The organism is Dehalococcoidia bacterium (assembly GCA_028711995.1).
Classification (GTDB): Bacteria; Chloroflexota; Dehalococcoidia; order SZUA-161; family SpSt-899; genus JAQTRE01.
In genome coordinates this window covers 1-19712 of record JAQTRE010000052.1, presented here as the reverse complement: position 1 = coordinate 19712, position 19712 = coordinate 1, and the positions used below count along the sequence as shown (strand labels likewise).

Annotated in this window: 18 protein-coding genes; 13 read left to right on the top strand and 5 right to left on the bottom strand. The window is 54.1% G+C overall.

The features are described from left to right. The first annotated feature begins 424 nt into the window (after positions 1-424). From PHV74_08660 to PHV74_08640, 5 genes are all read left to right on the top strand, one after another. The gene (locus PHV74_08660; GenBank protein MDD5094433.1) at positions 425-2452 is read left to right on the top strand and encodes a hypothetical protein; all 2028 of its coding nucleotides are present in this window, start codon (positions 425-427) and stop codon (positions 2450-2452) included. A 109-nt stretch (positions 2453-2561) separates the two neighbouring features. Continuing rightward, positions 2562-3377, top strand: a complete 816-nt coding sequence (locus tag PHV74_08655; protein MDD5094432.1) for a hypothetical protein — start codon at positions 2562-2564, stop codon at positions 3375-3377. 37 nt (positions 3378-3414) lie between these two features. Beyond that, positions 3415-3663, top strand: coding sequence for a hypothetical protein (locus tag PHV74_08650; protein ID MDD5094431.1), 249 nt, complete (start codon positions 3415-3417; stop codon positions 3661-3663). A 123-nt stretch (positions 3664-3786) separates the two neighbouring features. Then, positions 3787-4278 (top strand): hypothetical protein, encoded by a 492-nt coding sequence (locus PHV74_08645; protein MDD5094430.1) that lies wholly within the window; start codon positions 3787-3789, stop codon positions 4276-4278. A gap of 9 nt (positions 4279-4287) precedes the next feature. Beyond that, the gene (locus tag PHV74_08640; GenBank protein MDD5094429.1) at positions 4288-5520 is read left to right on the top strand and encodes a hypothetical protein; all 1233 of its coding nucleotides are present in this window, start codon (positions 4288-4290) and stop codon (positions 5518-5520) included. 268 nt (positions 5521-5788) lie between these two features. Here the strand turns inward: PHV74_08640 and PHV74_08635 are convergent, their stop codons facing one another. The 5 genes from PHV74_08635 to tcmP all read right to left on the bottom strand — a co-directional run bounded on the left by PHV74_08635 (position 5789) and on the right by tcmP (position 9151). After that, positions 5789-6274, bottom strand: a complete 486-nt coding sequence (locus PHV74_08635) for an adenosine-specific kinase (protein MDD5094428.1) — start codon at positions 6272-6274, stop codon at positions 5789-5791. A 27-nt stretch (positions 6275-6301) separates the two neighbouring features. Further along, the gene (locus PHV74_08630) at positions 6302-6631 is read right to left on the bottom strand and encodes a type II toxin-antitoxin system PemK/MazF family toxin (protein ID MDD5094427.1); all 330 of its coding nucleotides are present in this window, start codon (positions 6629-6631) and stop codon (positions 6302-6304) included. Beyond that, positions 6619-6885 (bottom strand): AbrB/MazE/SpoVT family DNA-binding domain-containing protein, encoded by a 267-nt coding sequence (locus PHV74_08625; GenBank protein MDD5094426.1) that lies wholly within the window; start codon positions 6883-6885, stop codon positions 6619-6621. The genes PHV74_08630 and PHV74_08625 overlap by 13 nt, the downstream gene beginning before the upstream one ends. Positions 6886-7229: 344 nt before the next feature. After that, positions 7230-7985 (bottom strand): phage Gp37/Gp68 family protein, encoded by a 756-nt coding sequence (locus PHV74_08620; GenBank protein ID MDD5094425.1) that lies wholly within the window; start codon positions 7983-7985, stop codon positions 7230-7232. Positions 7986-7987: 2 nt separating this feature from the next. Then, a complete protein-coding gene (gene tcmP / locus PHV74_08615) occupies positions 7988-9151 on the bottom strand; it encodes a three-Cys-motif partner protein TcmP (protein ID MDD5094424.1) in 1164 nt (387 codons plus the stop codon). Between the two features lie 240 nt (positions 9152-9391). On the opposite strand from tcmP, the gene PHV74_08610 reads away from it, so the two are divergent. From PHV74_08610 to katG, 8 genes are all read left to right on the top strand, one after another. Next, positions 9392-11512 (top strand): thioredoxin domain-containing protein, encoded by a 2121-nt coding sequence (locus PHV74_08610; GenBank protein ID MDD5094423.1) that lies wholly within the window; start codon positions 9392-9394, stop codon positions 11510-11512. Positions 11513-11781: 269 nt separating this feature from the next. Then, positions 11782-12465, top strand: coding sequence for a TIGR00730 family Rossman fold protein (locus PHV74_08605; protein ID MDD5094422.1), 684 nt, complete (start codon positions 11782-11784; stop codon positions 12463-12465). 25 nt (positions 12466-12490) lie between these two features. Next, positions 12491-13897, top strand: a complete 1407-nt coding sequence (locus PHV74_08600) for an MBL fold metallo-hydrolase (protein ID MDD5094421.1) — start codon at positions 12491-12493, stop codon at positions 13895-13897. 110 nt (positions 13898-14007) lie between these two features. Continuing rightward, entirely contained in the window at positions 14008-16014 is a 2007-nt protein-coding gene (gene tkt / locus PHV74_08595; protein MDD5094420.1) for a transketolase, read from the top strand. 447 nt (positions 16015-16461) lie between these two features. After that, positions 16462-16749 (top strand): glutaredoxin family protein, encoded by a 288-nt coding sequence (locus PHV74_08590; protein ID MDD5094419.1) that lies wholly within the window; start codon positions 16462-16464, stop codon positions 16747-16749. Then, complete coding sequence (locus tag PHV74_08585) at positions 16750-17271, top strand: ferredoxin-thioredoxin reductase catalytic domain-containing protein (protein MDD5094418.1); 522 nt, start codon at positions 16750-16752, stop codon at positions 17269-17271. Positions 17272-17422: 151 nt separating this feature from the next. Then, a complete protein-coding gene (gene wrbA, locus PHV74_08580; GenBank protein ID MDD5094417.1) occupies positions 17423-18031 on the top strand; it encodes an NAD(P)H:quinone oxidoreductase in 609 nt (202 codons plus the stop codon). A gap of 217 nt (positions 18032-18248) precedes the next feature. Beyond that, a partial coding sequence (gene katG / locus PHV74_08575; GenBank protein ID MDD5094416.1) for a catalase/peroxidase HPI occupies positions 18249-19712 on the top strand: 1464 nt, incomplete at its 3' end.

Here is a 19712-nt window from a genome sequence, read left to right as displayed (position 1 = left end):
GACGAGTCTTCTTTTTCTTGTTCTCATAGGCCAGGCTGGCAAAAGTGGGGCCAATATTCATCGGCAGACTCCTTCGAATTGATCTGCCTCTATTATCGCATGATCCGGGACTTATTCAGAGATTCCTAAGCTAGCCAATGCTGATACAACTGGTACCATTCAGGGCGCAGGATCAGCTTCTATCGCGAATATTGCAGTAGGAAGTGCTACTTACTCATCTATCGGCAATCACACAACGTATACGCATACACTTAACTGCAGCGTTGCTACTCTAACAATATCGGGCAATATAGACATCAACTCTTATTATGCTACTAAGAATAGACGTAGAAATGGGATATTTGCACTTCAGTTCGGCACGACTACTGTCAGCGGTTCCATCACAACGTCCAATGGGGATGCGGAAAATATTTCCGCTTTTACAATGGCTACCGGGGGGCAAAGCGGCACTCTCAATTTAGGCGGCGCTACTCCCTGGGCCATTAGCGGAACTGGGACAAGTACGATAACTCTCGATGGAACCTCTGCAACGGTTAATTATTCCGGAGGTGCTCAGACGGTTTGGGCAGTTCCCTACCACGATCTGACCCTCTCCGGCAGCGGGGCCAAGACAACCACCGGCGCGACGGTTAATGGCATTCTCTCTAGGGAAGGAACGGCCACTACCACCGGAACCGTCGCAACCTACGGGGCGGCAGCGACACTGCAATATAAAGGATCCTCTACTCAAACCACGGGCACCGAGTTTCCGGCGACATTCGGTGGCAGTGGCGGCATTATCATCGATAACGCCAGCGGAGTCAACCTGGGCGGATCGGTAGCCATCACCAATGGCTTGACTCTGACCAGCGGCGCGTTCGCAGTAGGCGCCAACACGCTCACGCTCAATGGTCCGACCATCGCCGGGACTCCTGCCAATCTATCCACCACTTCGTCGTCAAGCCTGGTTTTTGGCGGCAGCTCAACGGGAGTCAACATTCCCGGCAGCGTGGCGACCCTGAACAATCTCACCATCAATAATACTAACGGAGTGACGCTCAATAACAGCCCGACAGTCAGCGGCACGCTCACCCTGGCCAGCGGTAAAATCACCACCGGGGCCAATACTTTGATAATCGCTTCCGGCGGGTCAATCTCCGGCGGCGGATCATCCAGCTACGTTAACGGCAATCTGCGGAAGGCGTTCAATACCGGCAGCGGCCAATCCTTCACTTTCACTATCGGTGGTGCGGTCAGCTATACGCCGGTAGCGCTGGCCTCGATGAACGTAACCTCTGCGGGCAATCTGACAGCCCATACCACCGCTGGCGATCATCCGAATATCGCCGCCTCTCAGATAGATGCCACCAAAAGCGTCAACCGTTACTGGGCCCTGACCATCGGAGGCGGATTTGCCGCCACATATGGTGCCACCTTCAATTATCCCTCGGTGGACGTGGATGGTGCCGCCACTCCTTCAACCTTTATCGTTAATTCATACAGCTCCAGCACATGGTCATCGGCGACAGTTAGCGGCACACCAACCACCACACAAACCAGCATTACAGGCGAGGCCGGTTTCGGGGATTTTGCCATTGGCGAACGTTACAGTTCTCCGGTGGTTAACAATGTCAACTTGACGGATACGGCCATAACGCCGTTGCTTCCATACACCGTGACCGTCAACATCAGTCATTCCCAGGGCAAGACTGCCCTGAACACGCTGGTTCTGAAGCTCTGGTACGATAGCAGCGGCACCAATACCTCGCAGAGCACTTTCGACGGCAAAACCGCCGATACCCAGAACTGCGCCATCATCACATGGACGCAGGCAACGGATAGCTTTGCTATTCAACCGTTAAGCGGTACCACCTGGGTGCTGGGTTCGTGCACTTCACCCGCATCTCTGCCCGGCGATTTCACCTTCCATTTCACACCGGGCAAGGTGGCCACAGCCACATCTGGCAGCGGCAAATGGCAAGTGACCGCCAAAGTCACCGATAACGGGGGCCTGACCGGCTATAATTATGATCCAACGCCGCCCAGCATGAACTGGTACGGCGAGGTCACGGTTAACACGCCCAGCGTCACTTGGACCGGGGTAACCCTGGGCAGCGGTTTCGACGCGGGTGTCAACAACCAGACGGGTATCTCGGTGACCTTCATCGCTAACGGCAACTACAAGACGCAGGTACTTTCCAGTTCTTCCTGGAGTGGTGGGGTCGCCACTGCCATCTATGATAATTCCGGCACCTGTTCGAGCGCCGGTCGATTTGCGATGGAGGCAAATTCCACCAATAGTTACCCCGGTGCACTGGTGACGACAACCGGTGTGGACATAGACACAACCGGCGTGCAGACTCCCGAGGCGGGGACCACTGTCTCCACCAACGCCCTGTGGCTGAAGGTGGCTCAAACATTTCGCAATGACACCTATGATGGCACCATCACCTATGTGATTGCCAACCGTTAAGGGTTGAAATTATAAAGACTTTGGTATAGATAGGAGGCGGCCTATGACTTGAAATACGAAAAGATAATGCAGAAGGGAATGGAAACACAAGAAAAAGGAGGAAAGAAACTTGAACAAAAAAACAATCAGGTACGTTTCAATGGTGGCAGCGCTGACGCTGCTGGCGGCCATAGTGCTGCCGACTGCGGCTTTGGCTGCAACTTCAGGTCCCTCTGCCGGTTCGATTACGGTGGTGCAGGTTGCGCCGACTTTTGTTTACACCACCAATACATCGGAAGCCATGGAGGTCTACTCCGATGCAGACTTGACCATACCTGTAACCACCATGACGCCGCAGGTTGAGTACTATGTGAAGGCGGTCGTCGGTGACGCCAATACCCTGGCTGACCTGTCAACCGTCGAGGTTATCCTCAAGTACTATGCAGGCGGCAGCACGGGTTCTGGTGACATACACACCGACACCGGAAGCACCCAGACTGAAATAGTTCTCACGTGCTCGGATGCAGGCAGCGGATCACCCACATGGACTTTCGATGGAGGTTCGGGGAGTAGCGGGTCGATTGTAAGCCTCGATTGCTCTCAGCCAACGACTAGTGCAACTTCCGGCACCTATAAGTTCGCCTTCATCCCGGGAAAGGTGGCTAGTCAGAGTGCGGGCGGCGTTCTGGCCAATGCGGGATTTGCCCTGTATGGCTATGTGGAAAATAGCGGCACAGAGGCAGCTTCAATATGGTACAGCGATGCCAGTTCTAATGTGAAAAAAGGCATCAACTGGTATGGTGAAACCGCGGTGAATTCCAGCACCGTAACCTGGACCGACATGGCTCCGGGGACCGATTTCGGCGGAACCGGCAGCGCCAAGACCGATCTCTCAGTAGACTACGTCTCTAACGGTTACTTACCATACGGCGACGGCTTCTACTGACACATGGACTACAAGCGGCACTTTGGGGGATGCGACGTTGGATGAGGACGGGAGCTGCAGTGATGCCAATCAGTTCTCACTGATGGCGTATCCTACCGATACGATGGGCAGCGCGGTGCTGGTAACTGAGGCCGGCACTACAACGGCAACTGGCCTCACTCAGACCGATGAGGCCGGGAACCACGTAGATACCAATGCCCTGTATTTGAAACTGGCTACGGCATTCCCGAGTGCCACATACACCGGCACAATTACCTATGCCATAGTTGAGGGGGCGGGCACTTAAGAGTCTCTGATTAAGTGATGCAGGATACTTCCTGCGGGGAATCTGGGGATGTCCCCCAGATTCCCCTTCCTCCCCCAAGCTTGGGGGAGGAAGGGCAGGGTCCCTATGATAAGAAGAACAATAATGAAGAAGGTCACTATCCTGGCGGCAGCCCTGACTCTGTTGGTGGCCCTGGTGTTGCCGACGGCGGCCTTCGCTGCCAATATCTCGCCCGGTTCGTTCATGGTGGATAGCGGCTTTGCCTTTAATGTCAACGAGAAGAACGGCATCTCCGTGAACTACGTCGCTAACTGCGTTTACCAGGCAGGAGTGCAGTCGTCGAACTGGACGCCTGGTTTTGATATGGCCTGCTTCGACGCCGATGGCAGCGCCACTCTCGCCAACCACTTTTCACTGAAGACGGTCTCTGCTAGCACCACCGTAACGGATGTATTCTCCTTTATCGCTAATGCCAGGCAAGTGACTACGGTGGGCGTTCAGCTCAGAACCGCGACGCAGACCGATGGGGGTGGGGAAACACTTGCTGATAATGCACTGTGGCTGAGGATTGCCCCGATATTCATCGCCAGTACATACTCAGGCACTGTAACCTATACGATTTCCACTAACGCGTAAGGAGGAAAAATGGATACATTAAACTGGAGTTTTCCGCTGATGGCGTGGAGCAGGAAAGTTGCTCCCGTCATCGGCCTGATCCTGCTGCTGGCAGTTTTGCTGGGGCTGGGGGCGGTTGAGGCTGCTGGGGGAGTGGCTCTTTCGGGCAGCTTTTCCCAGCAGGCCTTTGAGATACCACAGGGTTCATCGGTCAGCGGCCCCAGCATTAATGTGGTCGTTTTCAATACCGGCAGCGAGTATCTCAAAGTCAAGATGACCACCAATGCTCCTCTGGGGGTCAATATCATCCTGTCTGAGGATAACTTCACCATCCCACCCAACGGTCAGCAGCAAGTGCTGGCGGGAGTGGAGGTGACTCAAGATGCCACCCCCGGTGAGTATGAGGTCAGCGTGGCCGCTGAGTACTACAGAGAGGGTGTCAGCGGCATTCAACTTGCTGGTGCAGCTTCGCAGAGTGCCAAGTTGGTGGTGCTCGGCCAATCCGCCCTGGTTTCAGTGCAGGCGGTAAGCCCGGAAGGACAACCCATAGCGGCTACGATTCGCCTCTCCCGAGTTGTGGAGGGACAGACCCGAGAGGTGGCCTACAGTGAGACGGGAACTCTGGAGGCCAAGGTAGCGCCGGGTAGTTTCAACGCCGCGAGCTTTATTGGCGGTCAGAAGGTGGCTGAGGAAAACTTCACGGTGGCGGCCAATGATAAAAAAGTGGTGACTCTCTCAGGGGCGACGGTGTACTTTGAAGGATTCGGCGTTGTTCCCAACACTCAAAAGGACACCAGCAAACTGGTGTTTGTCCAGATCGTCTACACGGTGAAGAACCTGTATCAGCGTGTGGATAAAGCGGAAGTCATCCTTGAAGTGAGCGTTGATCAGGCTCCGCTGGAAGAAGTTTCTCTGGCCGAATTGAGCCCGCTTGATGTTGGCCGAGTAGGACTGAGTTACAAGTATATTCCTTCCAATGGCTGGGTGGATGGAACTTATAGCTACAAACTTCGGTTGAAGCTGGATGACAAGCCTTATGCTACCAGCCTGGCACAGACGCTGGAGGTGAAGGGTAGTGGTGCTACCGGAAATACCACAACTCCTGCTGTGACAGGGACCGACCCGGTTGGGAATGAGGCAACTCCTGTTGCGAGTGGTGATGGAGGAGGGATAAGTTGGGCCCTCATCGGGGAGATAGCGGCAGCAGTGGTGGTTCTGTGTGTAATAGGATTGTTGCTCATGCGGAGGAAGAAGATCGCGTGATGATCACCCGCACCTATCCTTCCCCAGCGAAGGAGAGGTAAGTCCCCCCTCCCCTTGCGGGAGGGGGGACCAGGAGATAGTTTGCGTTCCCCCCTCTTTGCCAAAGGGGGGGAACGCAAATCCGCAGGGGGCGTTTAACACTGCGACAACAACTCGTCTGACTGTGTCGTTCGCGAAAAAGCAGTGTTATACCGTACCATGACAGGTTCTTCTTGATTCTATCCAAACCAGATACGGGGCTTCCTTAGCAGGCTTTTTCAACAGCCTGTTAGAGCTTATAGCCGATCTTTCGCAAGAACTCCTTGCGGTGCGTCACGTCGGCCGGGGTTTCAATGCTTTTGGCGCTGAACCCATCGATGACGCCCAGGATTCCCCGCCCCTGCTCGCTCTGGGCGATTACTACCTGGGTGGGATTGGCCGTGGCGCAGAAGATGCGGCAGACCTCCGGCACCATTTTGATGGAATTGAGCACATTAAGGGGGAAGTACCCGGCCCCGAGCATGATGATGAAGGAATGGCCCGCCCCGATAGCCAGAGCGTTCTTCCCGGCCATGTTCACCAGTTGAGGGTCTGTTCCCGAAGTCCTCACCAGCGTGGGGCCGCTGGCTTCGCAGAATGCCAGCCCGAACTTGATCCCCGGCACGGCTTGCACCAGCGCCTCATGGATATCTTCCACGCTCTTGATAAAGTGCGTTTGCCCCAGGATGAAATTGAGGTCTTCCGGCTTTTCGATTGCGATCAGCTTCAGTTCCATGAGTTGCCTCCTGAGTGAATCTCCCTGCTATTTGGCAAACATCTCGGCGAGCACGGCAAGTACGGCCTCCTGATCTGGCTTGACCAGACGTCCCAGCCTCTTGGCCAGACGGGATTTGTCAACGGTGCGGATTTGGTCCAGCACAATTTGACCCTCTTTGCCCTCAAATGTGCAGGGGATACGGGTGGGATACCGGCGACCTTTGGTTGTCATAGGCGCAACGATCACCGTAGCGATATGTCGATTCATCTCATCAGGGGATACAACAACGCAGGGACGAGTCTTTTGAATCTCTGTCCCGATGATGGGGTCCAGGTTCACCAGATAGACGTCAAAACGCTTGACTACCATTCCCATTCGTCTTTGTCCCATGTGCTGAGGCTCGCAGTTTCAGAATCGAGCAATCGGTCATCACCGTGGCTGGCCATTTCGGCGAACCGTTCATCCCATCCCTGGCGCGGTCCCCGAACGGAACGAATCACTAACTGATCCCCTTGCACCTCGATCTCTATCTCGTCGCCGAGTTCAGCCTGATCGAGAAGCAGTTTGGGAATTCGAATCCCCCGCGAATTGCCGATCTTTACAATACGTGTTCTGGTGCCAGTGCCCATGAACGCCTCCGTTTAGCGCCTGTCAAAGTAATTACATAGTATATACCGACCGGGGATATGTCAAGGGGTTTAAGGGACTGAGCCTTGCTTTTGTGGCCAGCGCCTCGTGGATATCTTCTCCGGAAAACATATCGATATTCGGGGTGAAAATCGACGCAGTATTCTTTGTCCCTTCGCCAGTTCTGGCCGCTTCACGATGAGCCTATACTAAATCACTTGCTTGTTTTATGGCTAGGCTGGCTAGGTATCTAACGGGTCTGTAGAGAAAGCCAAAGCGCTCTGTGGTTTGAAGCTACTCTGACTGGGAATCCTGAAGCTAAGCCAAGGCTTGTCGACAAGTCCAGTTATACCGGCGCCATAGACCGTTTGGCTTGGGGCATACCATTCCAAGTATGGCCTTGCAGCAGTCTGCCATTTGCTTTTTTTGATCGTTTTATGCCATCTGGCCCCCAAAGACCCCACTGCTTGAAAAAGAAGATGGAACCTTGCTCATCACATTGTGCTTTTATGCGCAATACCCATTCAGGTCTCATTGGACGTGCTTTGACCCCAGATTCCCCACCAACAATTACCCAGTTGATGTCCGTCAAATCAAGATATCCTAAATCCTCAAGGAGAGGCTCCATAGAGATGAAGCGAACCGCTGCATTTATCCGGCGTAAGTCTTCGATTCGAGGCATTCCGTGTTCATAATTCTCGACGGTTACGCCCAGCCACAGATTCGGAGGAACTCTGCGATTAGCAAAGTAGGCCGCCATTCTTTCGGCTCTTTTAGTGAGAATCTGAAAGGTATGCCAGTAGGCCTGGGATATAGTTGCTACGACAGCAGTGATGAAGCTATCAGGAACATCCTTGTGAAAGAGATCGCTCATCGAATTTACAAAATACATGCTTGGTTTTCGACGGCGGAGTGGTTCGCTCAGTCTATCTGGATGAAGTGTAAGAGAAAAACCGTTCCTGTAATCTTTCAGGCCCATTGCCTTCAAACGACGGGACATGGTTTCCGCATAACAGTACTGGCACCCGGGAGATATTTTGGTGCATCCTGTTGTAGGATTCCAACTCAGTTCTGTCCATTCAATACTTGTTTGTTGTGTCATTGCTATAACTTTTGGAGATACTCTCCCTGATGATTTTTCTTATGAAAGTGTACAACATTCGTTGGCCGGTTTCTACGTGCATCAAGGTTTTTTGCCTTGTTTTCACTTTGCAGCTCTCTGAATGCTGCTTGGAAATCGGAAATAAACCAACCAGTTTCCTCAAGCATATCTGCGAGATCTGAAATACCGAAACGTTTTGGTTGATACGGAAGCTTTGAGAGCCAATAAGTTTTGACTTGAGCCAAGTTCGTCTTGGCATACTCTCCTGATTCAAATTCACTAGCAGACCATAGCTCTGCTTGATGGGACTCATCGATTCTGTGCTGTTGCTTTGCCTCAGCGCGTACAATGCGTTGGATCAGGGCGACTTTCTCCGACTCCTCCATAAACTCAACGATACCGAGAGGATGGCGAGTAAGGTAAACGAGATAATACATCGTACGGTCTTTCAATGGATACTGGACTTTTACTCGTGTTGATCTCGGTGTGGGACCATCGGATGGGAGAGAGTGCTTGAGGTTTTCCTGGTACGCGGATATCAGATACTCCTCTCGTTCTTCAGGTGTTAAGGCGGAAATATCACGAACTGTACCAAAAATGCGTCTCATATGTTGGGATAACGTAGCCTGCGGATAGCCGCGTCGAATAAAATCAAACATGAAGTTGATGAGGAATTCAGATTTGGGTCGTTCAAGCAGGGGTCTGAGGGTGTCGATTTCCACAACATCTTTCCATCCTGCCGGATCGACGAAAAAGAAAGTGAAAGAATCATCATTACACCATTGACGGATATCCGAGCGCAGTTCATAGAAATCACCTTGCCGGGCTTCGACTTCAATACCTTCCCACTGTTCGCGCTTCACAAAGGATTCCAATTTTGAGTACGCTTCAGGATTCTTTTCGATGTAGAGAGCTTTGAACCGAACGTCTTTGGATCGACTTGCAAGACTCTCTTTGCAACGCTTGATTATATTCAGCGATATTGCCACAGAGGTATCTTCTAGGTCGCTGCTGCCTTCTTGCCATGGACCTGCAAAACAATCCACGTAAGAAATACTTCTCTCATTTTGGCCTATGATCATGAACAGTTTCTCAAGATATAGCTTAAGCAGGGTATGCTTGACGAGTGCCTGTTCTCGATTCTTGTAGTGCTCAGGAATTTGCATCAGTTTGACTCAATAGACTAGATAACAGTTTGTTATCTAGTTCTCTGGCCCCCTCGACCTACCCAGTTTACACCCATCTTACTAGAACCCATATTGCTTAGTCAAGGACATTGGCGCTCTAAATTCTGAGGAATGGTTTAGACAGAACTTGGGATTGAACAAGCTGGTATCCTGCGCCCTTTTACCCTATAATGGTAAGCACCCAGGCGGACAAAAAACAGGGCGGGAGGTCATCCGAAGATGGAAACAAACCGCACCGAAGAAACCCCACCAGAAGGCCACAACCGGCTGGTTTTCGAGAAAAGCCCCTATCTGCTTCAGCACGCCAGAAATCCAGTGGACTGGTATCCCTGGGGGCCCGAAGCCTTTCAAAAGGCCCGATACGAAAATAAGCCCATCTTCCTCTCCATCGGGTACAGCACCTGCCACTGGTGCCACGTGATGGCGCACGAATCGTTCGAAGACCCAGAGGTGGCCCGGTTGTTGAACCAGGCCTTTGTTTGTGTCAAGGTGGACCGGGAGGAGCGCCCGGATATCGATAGTGTCTACATGACCGCTGCCCAGCTCTTTACCGGCAGAGGCGGGTGGCCGCTGACCATCATCATGACCCCGGAAGGCAAGCCCTTCTTTGCCGCCACCTATATCCCCCGGGAGGCCCGCTGGGGGGGGCTCGGAATGATGGAGTTGATCCCCCGCTTCAAACGGGTGTGGGATAACCAGAAGAATGATGTGCTCAGATCGGCGGAGACAATGGTCAATGCCCTGAAAAAGGTTTCCATCACATCTTCCGGGGGCGATCTGGGACAGTCCCTTTCCAACCGCGCCTATGGGGAGTTGTCCAAAAATTTTGATGCCCAGTATGGCGGATTCGGTGGCGCGCCCAAATTCCCGACGCCTCACCATCTGACCTTCCTGCTTCGATACTGGAAAAAGAGCGGCGATGCCAAAGCGCTCCACATGGCGGAAGCCACTCTTCAGGCCATGCGCCTCGGCGGCATCTATGATCACATCGGCTTCGGCTTTCATCGATATTCCACCGATCAGCACTGGCTGGTGCCGCACTTCGAGAAGATGCTTTATGATCAGGCGCTTCTGGCAATGGCGTATACGGAGGCCTATCAGGCCACGGGAAAAGAGGAATACCAGATCACGGCGCGCCAGATTTTCACCTATGTTTTGCGGGATATGACGTCGCCGGAGGGAGGATTCTACTCCGCGGAAGATGCCGATAGCGAAGGAGTTGAAGGTAAGTTCTATCTCTGGAGGCAGCAGGAGATTGAGGAAGTTTTGGCCGCCGAAGAAGCCGATCTGATCCAACGGCTGTTCGATATCGACGTCAAGGGCAATTTCATCGAGGAGATCACCGGCAAACCAAACGGCTCCAACATCTTCCACATGCAGAAGCCCCTGGCGGAATGTGCTACCCCGTTGAGCCTGAAGGAAGAGGATTTGGGTCGGCGATTTGAACAGGCCCGTGTCAAACTCTTCTTGCACCGTGAAAAGCGAGTTCATCCCCATAAGGATGACAAGGTTTTGACCGACTGGAATGGGTTGATGATTGCCGCGCTGAGCAAGGCGGCGCAGGCGTTCGCCGAGCCGCTGTACGCTGAGGCGGCCCGCAGGGCCGCCGATTTCCTCCTTCAGAGGATGCGGGTGTCGGATGGATCGCTGCTGCATCGGTATCGGGAGGGGGAAGCTGCCCTGCCAGCCTATGCCGAGGACTATGCTTTTCTGATCTGGGGGCTGATCGATCTCTACGAGGCCACTTTTGAGGTGCGCTACTTGAAGACGGCGCTCGACCTGAACACCCATTTTCTGGAGCATTTCTGGGATCGGAAGGACGGAGGGTTCTATGCCACTTCGGATAAGGCTGAGGCGCTCCTGATCCGCACCAAAGAAATCTATGATGGTGCCATCCCGTCCGCCAACTCTGTGGCCATGCTGAATCTGCTGCGTCTCGGCCGCATGACCGCCGACCCGGAGCTTGAAGCCAGAGCCGCCGAGATCGGCCGAGCCTTCTCGCTCAAGGTAGAGAATGCGCCCAGCGGGCACACTCAGCTGATGTGCGCCCTGGACTTCTCGTTCGGGGATGCCTGTGAGGTGGTCATCGCTGGGGATTCTCAGGCATCCGATACACGGACGATGCTGGAGGCATTGCGGAGGCGGTTTATACCCAACAAAGTTGTGCTTTTCATTCCTGCCGAGGAGCCGTTGCCTCAAATCCACCAGTTAGCCCGGTTCACGAAACATCAGACGAGCCTCGATGGTAAGGCAACAGCTTATGTCTGCAAGAACTTCAGTTGTCAGCAGCCGACCACGGATATCAGCCGGATGCTGGAGTTGGTGGAGAAGAGAGAGTGATTGTCTCCTATATTCTATCCTTGAGGTAGAAGCGTGCGACCTTTTCAACTATAATGGTAAGCATCCGATTGCTGCGCTCGTTGAGCGTGACGGATGATCGTTGCCAATACTGGGGGCGCAGGTGAAGCCCCTTTTTGCTTGTGGCAGAGTGTCGAGAAAGAGGTGAGGGTAACTCTCCCCAAAAGTGGGGGCCATGGGGTCTGCCCTCGACCACGATCGGGGGTTGAGTGAGACTTTTCCAGCGTTCTGCATAGATCGAGGAGGACTTCATGGTAGGCGAATATGAAATCAATGATCTGCGCAAGGAGGAAAGCTGGCGTTTGTTCCGTATCATGGGGGAGTTCATTGATGGCTTTGACGAGCTTTCCGATATTGGCCCGGCGGTAACAGTTTATGGTTCGGCCCGGCTCCACAGTGAGGACCCCTTGTACGCAGAGGTAGAGGACGTCGCCTATCGTCTGGGACAGCTGGGATTTGCCATTATCACCGGGGGTGGAGGCGGCGCTATGGAAGCCGCCAACAAGGGAGCGTCAAAGGCCGAATCCATATCGATCGGATTGAACATTCAGCTTCCCAAGGAGCAGTGCGTCAATCCCTATGTCACCAAATCATTATCTTTCCGTCATTTTTTCGCTCGTAAAGTCATGCTGGTGAAATATGCCACGGCCTTTGTTATCATCCCCGGCGGATTGGGCACACTCGATGAGCTTAGTGAAGTCCTTACGTTGATGCAAACGGGGAAGATAAAGCCTTTTCCGGTGATACTTTTCAAGAGTGAGTACTGGAAGGGACTGCTGGATTGGCTGGAGAAAACGGTCCTGGCCAGAAAGTTTGTGTCTCCGGAGGATATGGATTTGCTGAGGATCTGCGATACTCCGGAAAATGTAGTTGAGGTTGTGCAGAGGTGGTATATCAAACACGAGATTGTCGGCAAGAGGGCGCTGCGCGGGTAAGCGCCGGATTTTGAGGGAGGCGTTCATGGAGATTAAGCTGGGATTCTTGGGGGCAGCCCGGAATGTGACCGGGTCTTGTTATCTTTTGGAGACGAATGGCTCCAGAATATTGATTGATTGCGGCATGTTTCAGGAATGGAAGTTGAAGGGCAGAAACTGGGAGTCTTTTCCGGTTCCTCCATCTTCTATCGATGCGGTTCTTTTGACGCATGTTCATCTGGATCATTCCGGCCGGTTGCCGCTTCTGGTGAAGGAAGGGTTCAAGGGGAAAATCTATTGTACGCCAGCCACTCGCGAGCTGGCCAAGATCGTGCTGCTGGATTCGGCAAAGATACAGGAAGAAGACGCGGCATATAAGAAGAAAAGGCATGAGCGTGAGGGAAAGAAGGCCAAATATCCCGAAGTCCCTCTGTATACCACAGCCGATGTGGAGGATTGCCTGCCGCTGTTCTCATCGGTAAAATATGATGCGCCTTTCTCCCTCGGGAAGGGCATTGATGCCGTATTCTGCGATGTGGGGCACATCCTGGGCTCGGCGATGGTGAAAGTCTGCATAAGCCAGGGCTCAGAGCAGCGGACCATCATGTTCTCCGGCGATGTCGGCAGATGGGACCAGCCGATTCTGGAGGATCCTACCTTGTTCAACCAGGCGGATTACGTCCTGGTGGAGGCGACCTACGGTAATCGGCTGCATGATTCTTCCGGTAATATACTTAATGAGCTGGCCGAGGTGATCAACCAGACCTACAAAAACGGAGGCAACGTGATCATCCCCAGCTTTGCCATCGAGCGATCCCAGGTGATCCTGTACCATCTGAATGAGCTTTTGCTGCAACGCCGGATACCCCATCTGATGACCTTTGTCGATAGCCCGATGGCGGTGAAGGTGACCGAGGTGTTTGAGAATCATGAGGAACTGTTCGATAAGAAGACTCTGGAATATATCCATGCGGGCAAATCGCCTTTTGATTTTCCGGGCCTGGTGATGGTGAAATCGGTTGAGCAGTCGATGGCGATCAATCATATCAAGGGGACCTCTATTATTATCGCCGGTTCCGGGATGATCACCGGGGGCAGGATAAAGCATCACCTGGTAGCGAATATCACTCGCCCGGAAAGCACCATCGTGTTTGTTGGTTATCAGGCGGCGGGCACGCTGGGCAGAGAAATTCTCGATGGAGCCAAGAAGGTGCGGATATTGGGTCAGATATATCCTGTCAAGGCCAAAGTGGTGCAGGTCAGCGGGCTCTCGGCTCATGCGGATAGAGACGATCTGGTCAGATGGTTGTCGGGACTCAAAAAACCGCCTCGGCATGTGTTTGTGACCCACGGTGATGCCGATGTGGTTCAAGAGTTTGGGGAATTCCTCAAGGAGAAAACCGGCTGGAATGTAATGGTGCCGGAATATCAGCAAGAGGTGATTCTGGATTAGCCCCATCGGAGATTGTGGGAAACCAGTTACGAGTAGGGGCAATCCCTTGTGGTTGCCCTTCTAGATTCTGCAACCAATGGTCAGATGGAATTGAGGAGCAAAGAGCAATCATGTCAAAGATAGACCAAATCTGCATCAACACCATACGCTGTCTGGCCATCGATGCGGTTCAGAAGGCCAATTCCGGCCATCCGGGTGCGCCGATGGGAATGGCGTCGATGGCCTATGTGTTGTGGGACAGGTTTCTGAAGCACAATCCCGCCGATCCCGGGTGGGTCAACCGGGACCGATTCATCCTTTCGGCGGGACATGCCTCGGCGATGCTCTATGCTCTCTTGCATCTCACCGGATATGGTCTGTCTCTGGAAGAGATCAAGAATTTTCGGCAATGGGAGAGCAGAACTCCCGGCCATCCTGAGCATGGATTGACCCCCGGTGTGGAAGCAACCACCGGGCCGCTCGGTCAGGGGTTTGCCAATGGGGTGGGGATGGCCATGGCTGAAAAGATTATGGCTCAGCACTATAATCAGCCGGGAGACGAGATCATCGACCATTATACCTACGCCATTGTCTCCGATGGCGATCTGATGGAGGGTGTTGCCTCAGAGGCCGCTTCTCTGGCAGGGACTCTTCGTCTGGGAAAGCTCATCTATCTGTATGACGACAACGATATCTCCATCGAGGGCCATACTGATCTGGCCTTCAGAGAGGATGTGGGCAAGCGGTTTGAAGCTTATGGCTGGCATGTTTCGGGGCCCATCGACGGTGTTAATGTGGACGCAATCGATGCCGCTATCCGTCAGGCGCAGATGGAGAAGGATCGACCCAGTTTAATCATCTGCAAGACAATTATCGGTTATGGCAGCCCGAACAAGGCAAACACCGCCGCATGCCACGGCGAGCCGCTGGGTGAGAAAGAAATCCTTTTGACCAAGAAAAATCTGGGGTGCCCCTTCGAGGAGCCATTCGCCATCCTGCCGGAGGCGCTGGCCCATTTCCGGCAGTCTCTGGAACGGGGACAAAAGTGGCAGCGGGATTGGGATGGCAGGATGGAAGCCTACTCCCGCAAATATCCCGAAGCGGCGGGACACCTGAAGCAAGACCTGTCAGGTGATTTGCCTGCCGGTTGGGATCAGGGTCTGGGAGATTTGTTCGCCTCTTCCCAAAAGCCGGTCTCCACCCGTGCAGCATCGGGGCTGGTCATCAATTCGGTTGCGCCGAAGGTTCATACTCTTACCGGAGGTTCGGCAGACCTGGCTCCTTCCAACAAGACTTTTATGAAAGGCCGGGGCGACTTTGGTCCGGAGAATTATCTCGGCCACAACTTGCACTTCGGCGTCCGCGAACACGCTATGGGGGCGATTGCTAATGGCATGGCCCTTCATGGTGGAATAATTCCCTATACCGCGACTTTCCTTGTTTTTTATGACTACATGCGTCCTTCAGTGCGATTGGCTGCATTGATGGGGCTCAGGGTGATATTCCTTTTCACCCATGATTCCATTGGTGTGGGCGAGGATGGCCCGACCCACCAGCCCATCGAGCAGTTGGTTGGGCTGAGATCTGTGCCGAACCTGGTAACCTTGCGCCCTGCCGATGCGGCTGAAACGGCTGAATCTTGGAGGGTGGCCCTGGAGCGTGAACATGCTCCGACGGCTCTGATTTTGAGCCGTCAGGATTTGCCGGTGCTGGATCGTTCCAAAGTGGCTCCGGCAAGCGGCCTGCAACAGGGTGGATATGTCCTCTGGGAGTCATCAGCATCACCGCAGGTGATCCTAATCGGCACCGGGTCAGAGGTTCACATCGCATTGGAAGCCGGGCAGGTGTTGAAGGGGAAAGGCATCCCGGTAAGGGTTGTGTCCCTGCCTTCGTGGGAGCTGTTTGAGGCCCAGCCTCAAGACTACCGCGATAGAGTCCTGCCTCCTGGAATACGGGCGCGTATTTCCATAGAAGCCGGCACGCCTTTGGGATGGGAACGATACACTGGTCTGGACGGGGTTGCTATTGGGATATCTCGCTTTGGTGCCTCAGCGCCGGCGGCAGTGATCTATGAGAAGCTGGGGTTGACGCCCAAAGTAGTGGTTGATAAGGCTCTGTCACTTCTCGGGAAGTCGTGAGTTGCCAAAGGTTGCGGCATAAACTTCTCTTGCAGTATGAGCGTGCAATTTGCCGTCTGGGGGAATGACCCGGCTCCTGTTTCCAAATGTCCTTCATGCCGCCAGGATGAGGGAATCGAATATAGGGGGAGCATGGGGCCGTTGGAAGCGTGTTTCCAGGAAAACTAGCGGATATTTTCCCCTAAATTACGTGACCCTACGGATACACTCGGCATCTAGAAAGTCCTATGATTCTCTATGAACACATCATCGGGGCTATGGCACAATCGGAAAAGCCTGGGATCGGTTCTGAATGCTGGAACCTAATGTCGGCGCGCTTCAAGCCCACCCGTCGAACGCCATTTCCCTGCCTGATGTATTGCCTGGATCCGAGGAGTTTGGCTGATTTGCGGCCCCGTCTCCACCTATAAGTATTGCTGTATAACCTAGCAGAGGGAGGATAACGAAATGTCAGTCAAGGAACACATCAAACATGTAAGCGGTAGCAAGAAGAGGAATGTTACTCTCTACACCCTCAGTACCTGCGGATGGTGCAAGAAGACCAAGTCGATGCTCAATGATATGAAGATGGAGTACGACTATGTGGATGTGGACCTTCTCCAGGGCGACGATAAAGAGGAGGCTCTCGGGGAAGTCCGTAAATGGAATCCGGCATGCTCATTTCCCACCATGGTAATCGATGACAACCGGTGCATTGTGGGGTTCAAGGAAGACGAGATCAAGAGGTTGGCATAAATGGCGGAGATGGAGATTCGGGAAGAAGCGGTTGAATCTATCTACCAGCGGCTCAAGCGTGAGGCGGATTCCGGTGGATATCATCTGAATCCGGATATTGACTTCACCAAGGATTTGATTCGGGGGTTGCTCACCAATGAGGCCAGATACGGCTATTGGTCTTGTCCCTGTCGAATCGCTTCCGGTGGCAAAGATGAGGACCTGGATATCATCTGCCCCTGCGACTATCGCGATCCGGACTTGACGGATTTCGGAGCTTGTTACTGTGCCTTATATGTGTCCCGGGCGATTGCCCGGGGAGAGAAAGTGGCCCAATCCATACCGGAGCGCCGTCCGCCTCCAGAGAAAAGAAAGCCACAGAAGGAGGCTGAGCATTCGGCAAATGCGCCTGAATCGGCAACGGAGCTTCCTTACCCGGTCTGGCGGTGTAAAGTGTGCGGCTATCTCTGCGCCAGGGATGATCCGCCGGAGGTTTGCCCGATCTGCAAGGTACCCAAGGAAAGGTTTGAGCGATTCATGTAGAGGGCCCATTAGATGGCCCATTAGATGGGCCTCTGATCAAGTGGAGCAGGACATTTCCTGCCGGGGCATGTCATCGACCAGATCGGGAGTTACCCAAATCCGGTTATCAGCGGTTTTTAGATGGGAGAGAGTGCACGGGGTTGACCAGCAAATGAAAGCGAAAATCATCTTCTACAGCATGTACGGTCACATCTATACCATGGCCGAGGCGGTGGCTGAGGGTGTCAGAGAGGTGGAGGGAGCGACGGCGGAGCTCCTGCAGGTTCCTGAGATCATTCCGGATGCGATTCTGGAGAAGTCCGGCGCTATGAAAGCACGGCAGGCTTTTGCCCATATTCCCATTGCCACGCCCAACGATCTGGTGGATGCCGATGCGATTATCTTCGGCACGCCGACCCGCTTTGGCAACATGTGCGCCCAGATGCGCAACTTCCTGGATCAGACCGGCGGCCTTTGGGCAAAAAATGCTCTTGTGGGCAAAGTGGGCAGCGTTTTCACTTCTTCTGCCACGCAACACGGTGGGCAAGAGACCACGATCACCAGCTTTCATACTACCTTGCTGCATCTGGGGATGGTGATTGTCGGATTGCCTTATTCGGAGGATCGTCAGAAGACGATGGCGGAGATAAGCGGCGGAAGCCCGTACGGAGCCAGCACCATCGCCGGAGGCGATGGCAGCCGGAAGCCGAGCGAGAATGAACTGGCCATGGCGCGATTTCAGGGAAGGTATGTGGCTGGGATCGCCAAGAAACTGGTATGATTCCCCGCCATCATCTGGGTTTTTTGCAAGCGATGCAAGAAAATCAAGGATTTCAGTTGGCCTGATGTCGATGAGCTTCAAGCGCCAAGCGAGACCACAGGTTGGGGAAGAGTCGAAAACCGATGTATGGAGTTGCGGGGAATCTGTCAGGATTGCCTGGCAAAGGATAACGAACAATAAGTCATATTGAATCAAAGTGAAGAAAGGGGGAAACATTATGAATGAAGATAGCAAGTGCCCGGTAACAGGCAGAGCCAACAAACCCATTTCCGGCGGTGGCGCGTCGATCCGGGACTGGTGGCCGAACCAGTTAAACCTTAAGATGCTTCATCAGAACTCTCCCATGAGCAATCCGATGGGCGAGGCATTCAACTACGCTGAGGAATTCAAGAAACTCGATCTGGAGGCCCTCAAAAGGGACCTCTATGCGCTGATGACTGACTCGCAGGATTGGTGGCCGGCCGATTACGGTCACTACGGGCCGTTCTTCATCCGGATGGCATGGCACAGCGCAGGCACCTACCGCATGGGCGACGGCCGTGGGGGCGCGGGGCGTGGCACCCAACGCTTTGCGCCGCTGAACAGCTGGCCGGATAATGTGAACCTGGACAAGGCGCGCCGGCTGCTCTGGCCGATCAAGCAGAAATACGGCAGCAGGATCTCCTGGGCCGACCTCATGATCCTCGCCGGCAACTGCGCGCTTGACTCGATGGGATTTAAGACCTTTGGTTTCGGCGGCGGGCGTGAGGATGTCTGGGAGCCGCAAGAGGACATTTACTGGGGTTCTGAGACCGACTGGCTTGGCGACAAACGCTATGAAGGTGACCGAGAACTTGAGAATCCTCTCGCCGCGGTGCAGATGGGCCTGATCTACGTGAACCCGGAAGGGCCGAACGGCAGCCCGAATCCGGTCGCCTCCGGCCGTGACGTTCGGGAGACCTTCGCACGCATGGCGATGAACGATGAAGAGACTGTCGCGCTCGTCGCCGGCGGGCACACCTTCGGCAAATGTCATGGCGCGGGCGATGCGAAGCTTGTCGGTCCGGAACCTGAGGCTGCCCCCATCGAGGAGCAGGGACTTGGCTGGAAGAGCAGCTTCGGCAGCGGCAAAGGCGGCGATACGATCAGCAGCGGCATCGAGGGCGCCTGGAAACCGAACCCGATTAAATGGGATATGGGCTATCTGAACGTGCTGTTCAAATACGAGTGGGAGTTGGGCAAGAGCCCGGCCGGCGCGCATCAGTGGCTGGCCAAGGACGTGGCCGAAGAGGGCATGGTGGTTGACGCGCACGACCCGTCGAAGAAGCACCGGCCGATGATGACCACGGCGGACCTCTCCCTTCGCTTCGACCCGATCTACGAGCCGATCGCGCGGCGCTATCAGCAAAACCCCAAGGAATTCGAGAACGCCTTCGCCCGGGTGTGGTTCAAGCTGACCCACCGCGACATGGGTCCCCGCTCGCGCTATCTCGGCCCAGAGGTCCCGGCAGAGGAACTGATCTGGCAAGACCCGGTGCCCGCAGTCGATCATGAGCTGATCGATGCGCAGGACATCGCGGGTCTCAAGGGCAAGATACTCGCCTTAGGCCTGTCCATCTCCCAACTGGTCTCAACGGCCTGGGCGTCGGCATCCACGTTCCGTGGCTCCGACAAGCGCGGCGGAGCGAACGGGGCGCGCATT

Excerpts from the sequence above, each read along its gene's own strand:
- PHV74_08600 (MDD5094421.1), top strand. The coding sequence starts at position 12,491 with ATGGAGATTAAGCTGGGATTCTTGGGGGCAGCCCGGAATGTGACCGGG.
- PHV74_08605 (MDD5094422.1), top strand. The coding sequence starts at position 11,782 with ATGGTAGGCGAATATGAAATCAATGATCTGCGCAAGGAGGAAAGCTGG.
- PHV74_08630 (MDD5094427.1), bottom strand. The coding sequence starts at position 6,631 with ATGGGAATGGTAGTCAAGCGTTTTGACGTCTATCTGGTGAACCTGGAC.
- PHV74_08635 (MDD5094428.1), bottom strand. The coding sequence starts at position 6,274 with ATGGAACTGAAGCTGATCGCAATCGAAAAGCCGGAAGACCTCAATTTC.
- wrbA (MDD5094417.1), top strand. The coding sequence starts at position 17,423 with ATGAAAGCGAAAATCATCTTCTACAGCATGTACGGTCACATCTATACC.
- PHV74_08610 (MDD5094423.1), top strand. The coding sequence starts at position 9,392 with ATGGAAACAAACCGCACCGAAGAAACCCCACCAGAAGGCCACAACCGG.
- PHV74_08660 (MDD5094433.1), top strand. The coding sequence starts at position 425 with ATGGCTACCGGGGGGCAAAGCGGCACTCTCAATTTAGGCGGCGCTACT.
- PHV74_08620 (MDD5094425.1), bottom strand. The coding sequence starts at position 7,985 with ATGACACAACAAACAAGTATTGAATGGACAGAACTGAGTTGGAATCCT.
- tcmP (MDD5094424.1), bottom strand. The coding sequence starts at position 9,151 with ATGCAAATTCCTGAGCACTACAAGAATCGAGAACAGGCACTCGTCAAG.
- tkt (MDD5094420.1), top strand. The coding sequence starts at position 14,008 with ATGTCAAAGATAGACCAAATCTGCATCAACACCATACGCTGTCTGGCC.
- PHV74_08625 (MDD5094426.1), bottom strand. The coding sequence starts at position 6,885 with ATGGGCACTGGCACCAGAACACGTATTGTAAAGATCGGCAATTCGCGG.
- PHV74_08585 (MDD5094418.1), top strand. The coding sequence starts at position 16,750 with ATGGCGGAGATGGAGATTCGGGAAGAAGCGGTTGAATCTATCTACCAG.
- PHV74_08640 (MDD5094429.1), top strand. The coding sequence starts at position 4,288 with ATGGATACATTAAACTGGAGTTTTCCGCTGATGGCGTGGAGCAGGAAA.
- PHV74_08645 (MDD5094430.1), top strand. The coding sequence starts at position 3,787 with ATGAAGAAGGTCACTATCCTGGCGGCAGCCCTGACTCTGTTGGTGGCC.
- PHV74_08590 (MDD5094419.1), top strand. The coding sequence starts at position 16,462 with ATGTCAGTCAAGGAACACATCAAACATGTAAGCGGTAGCAAGAAGAGG.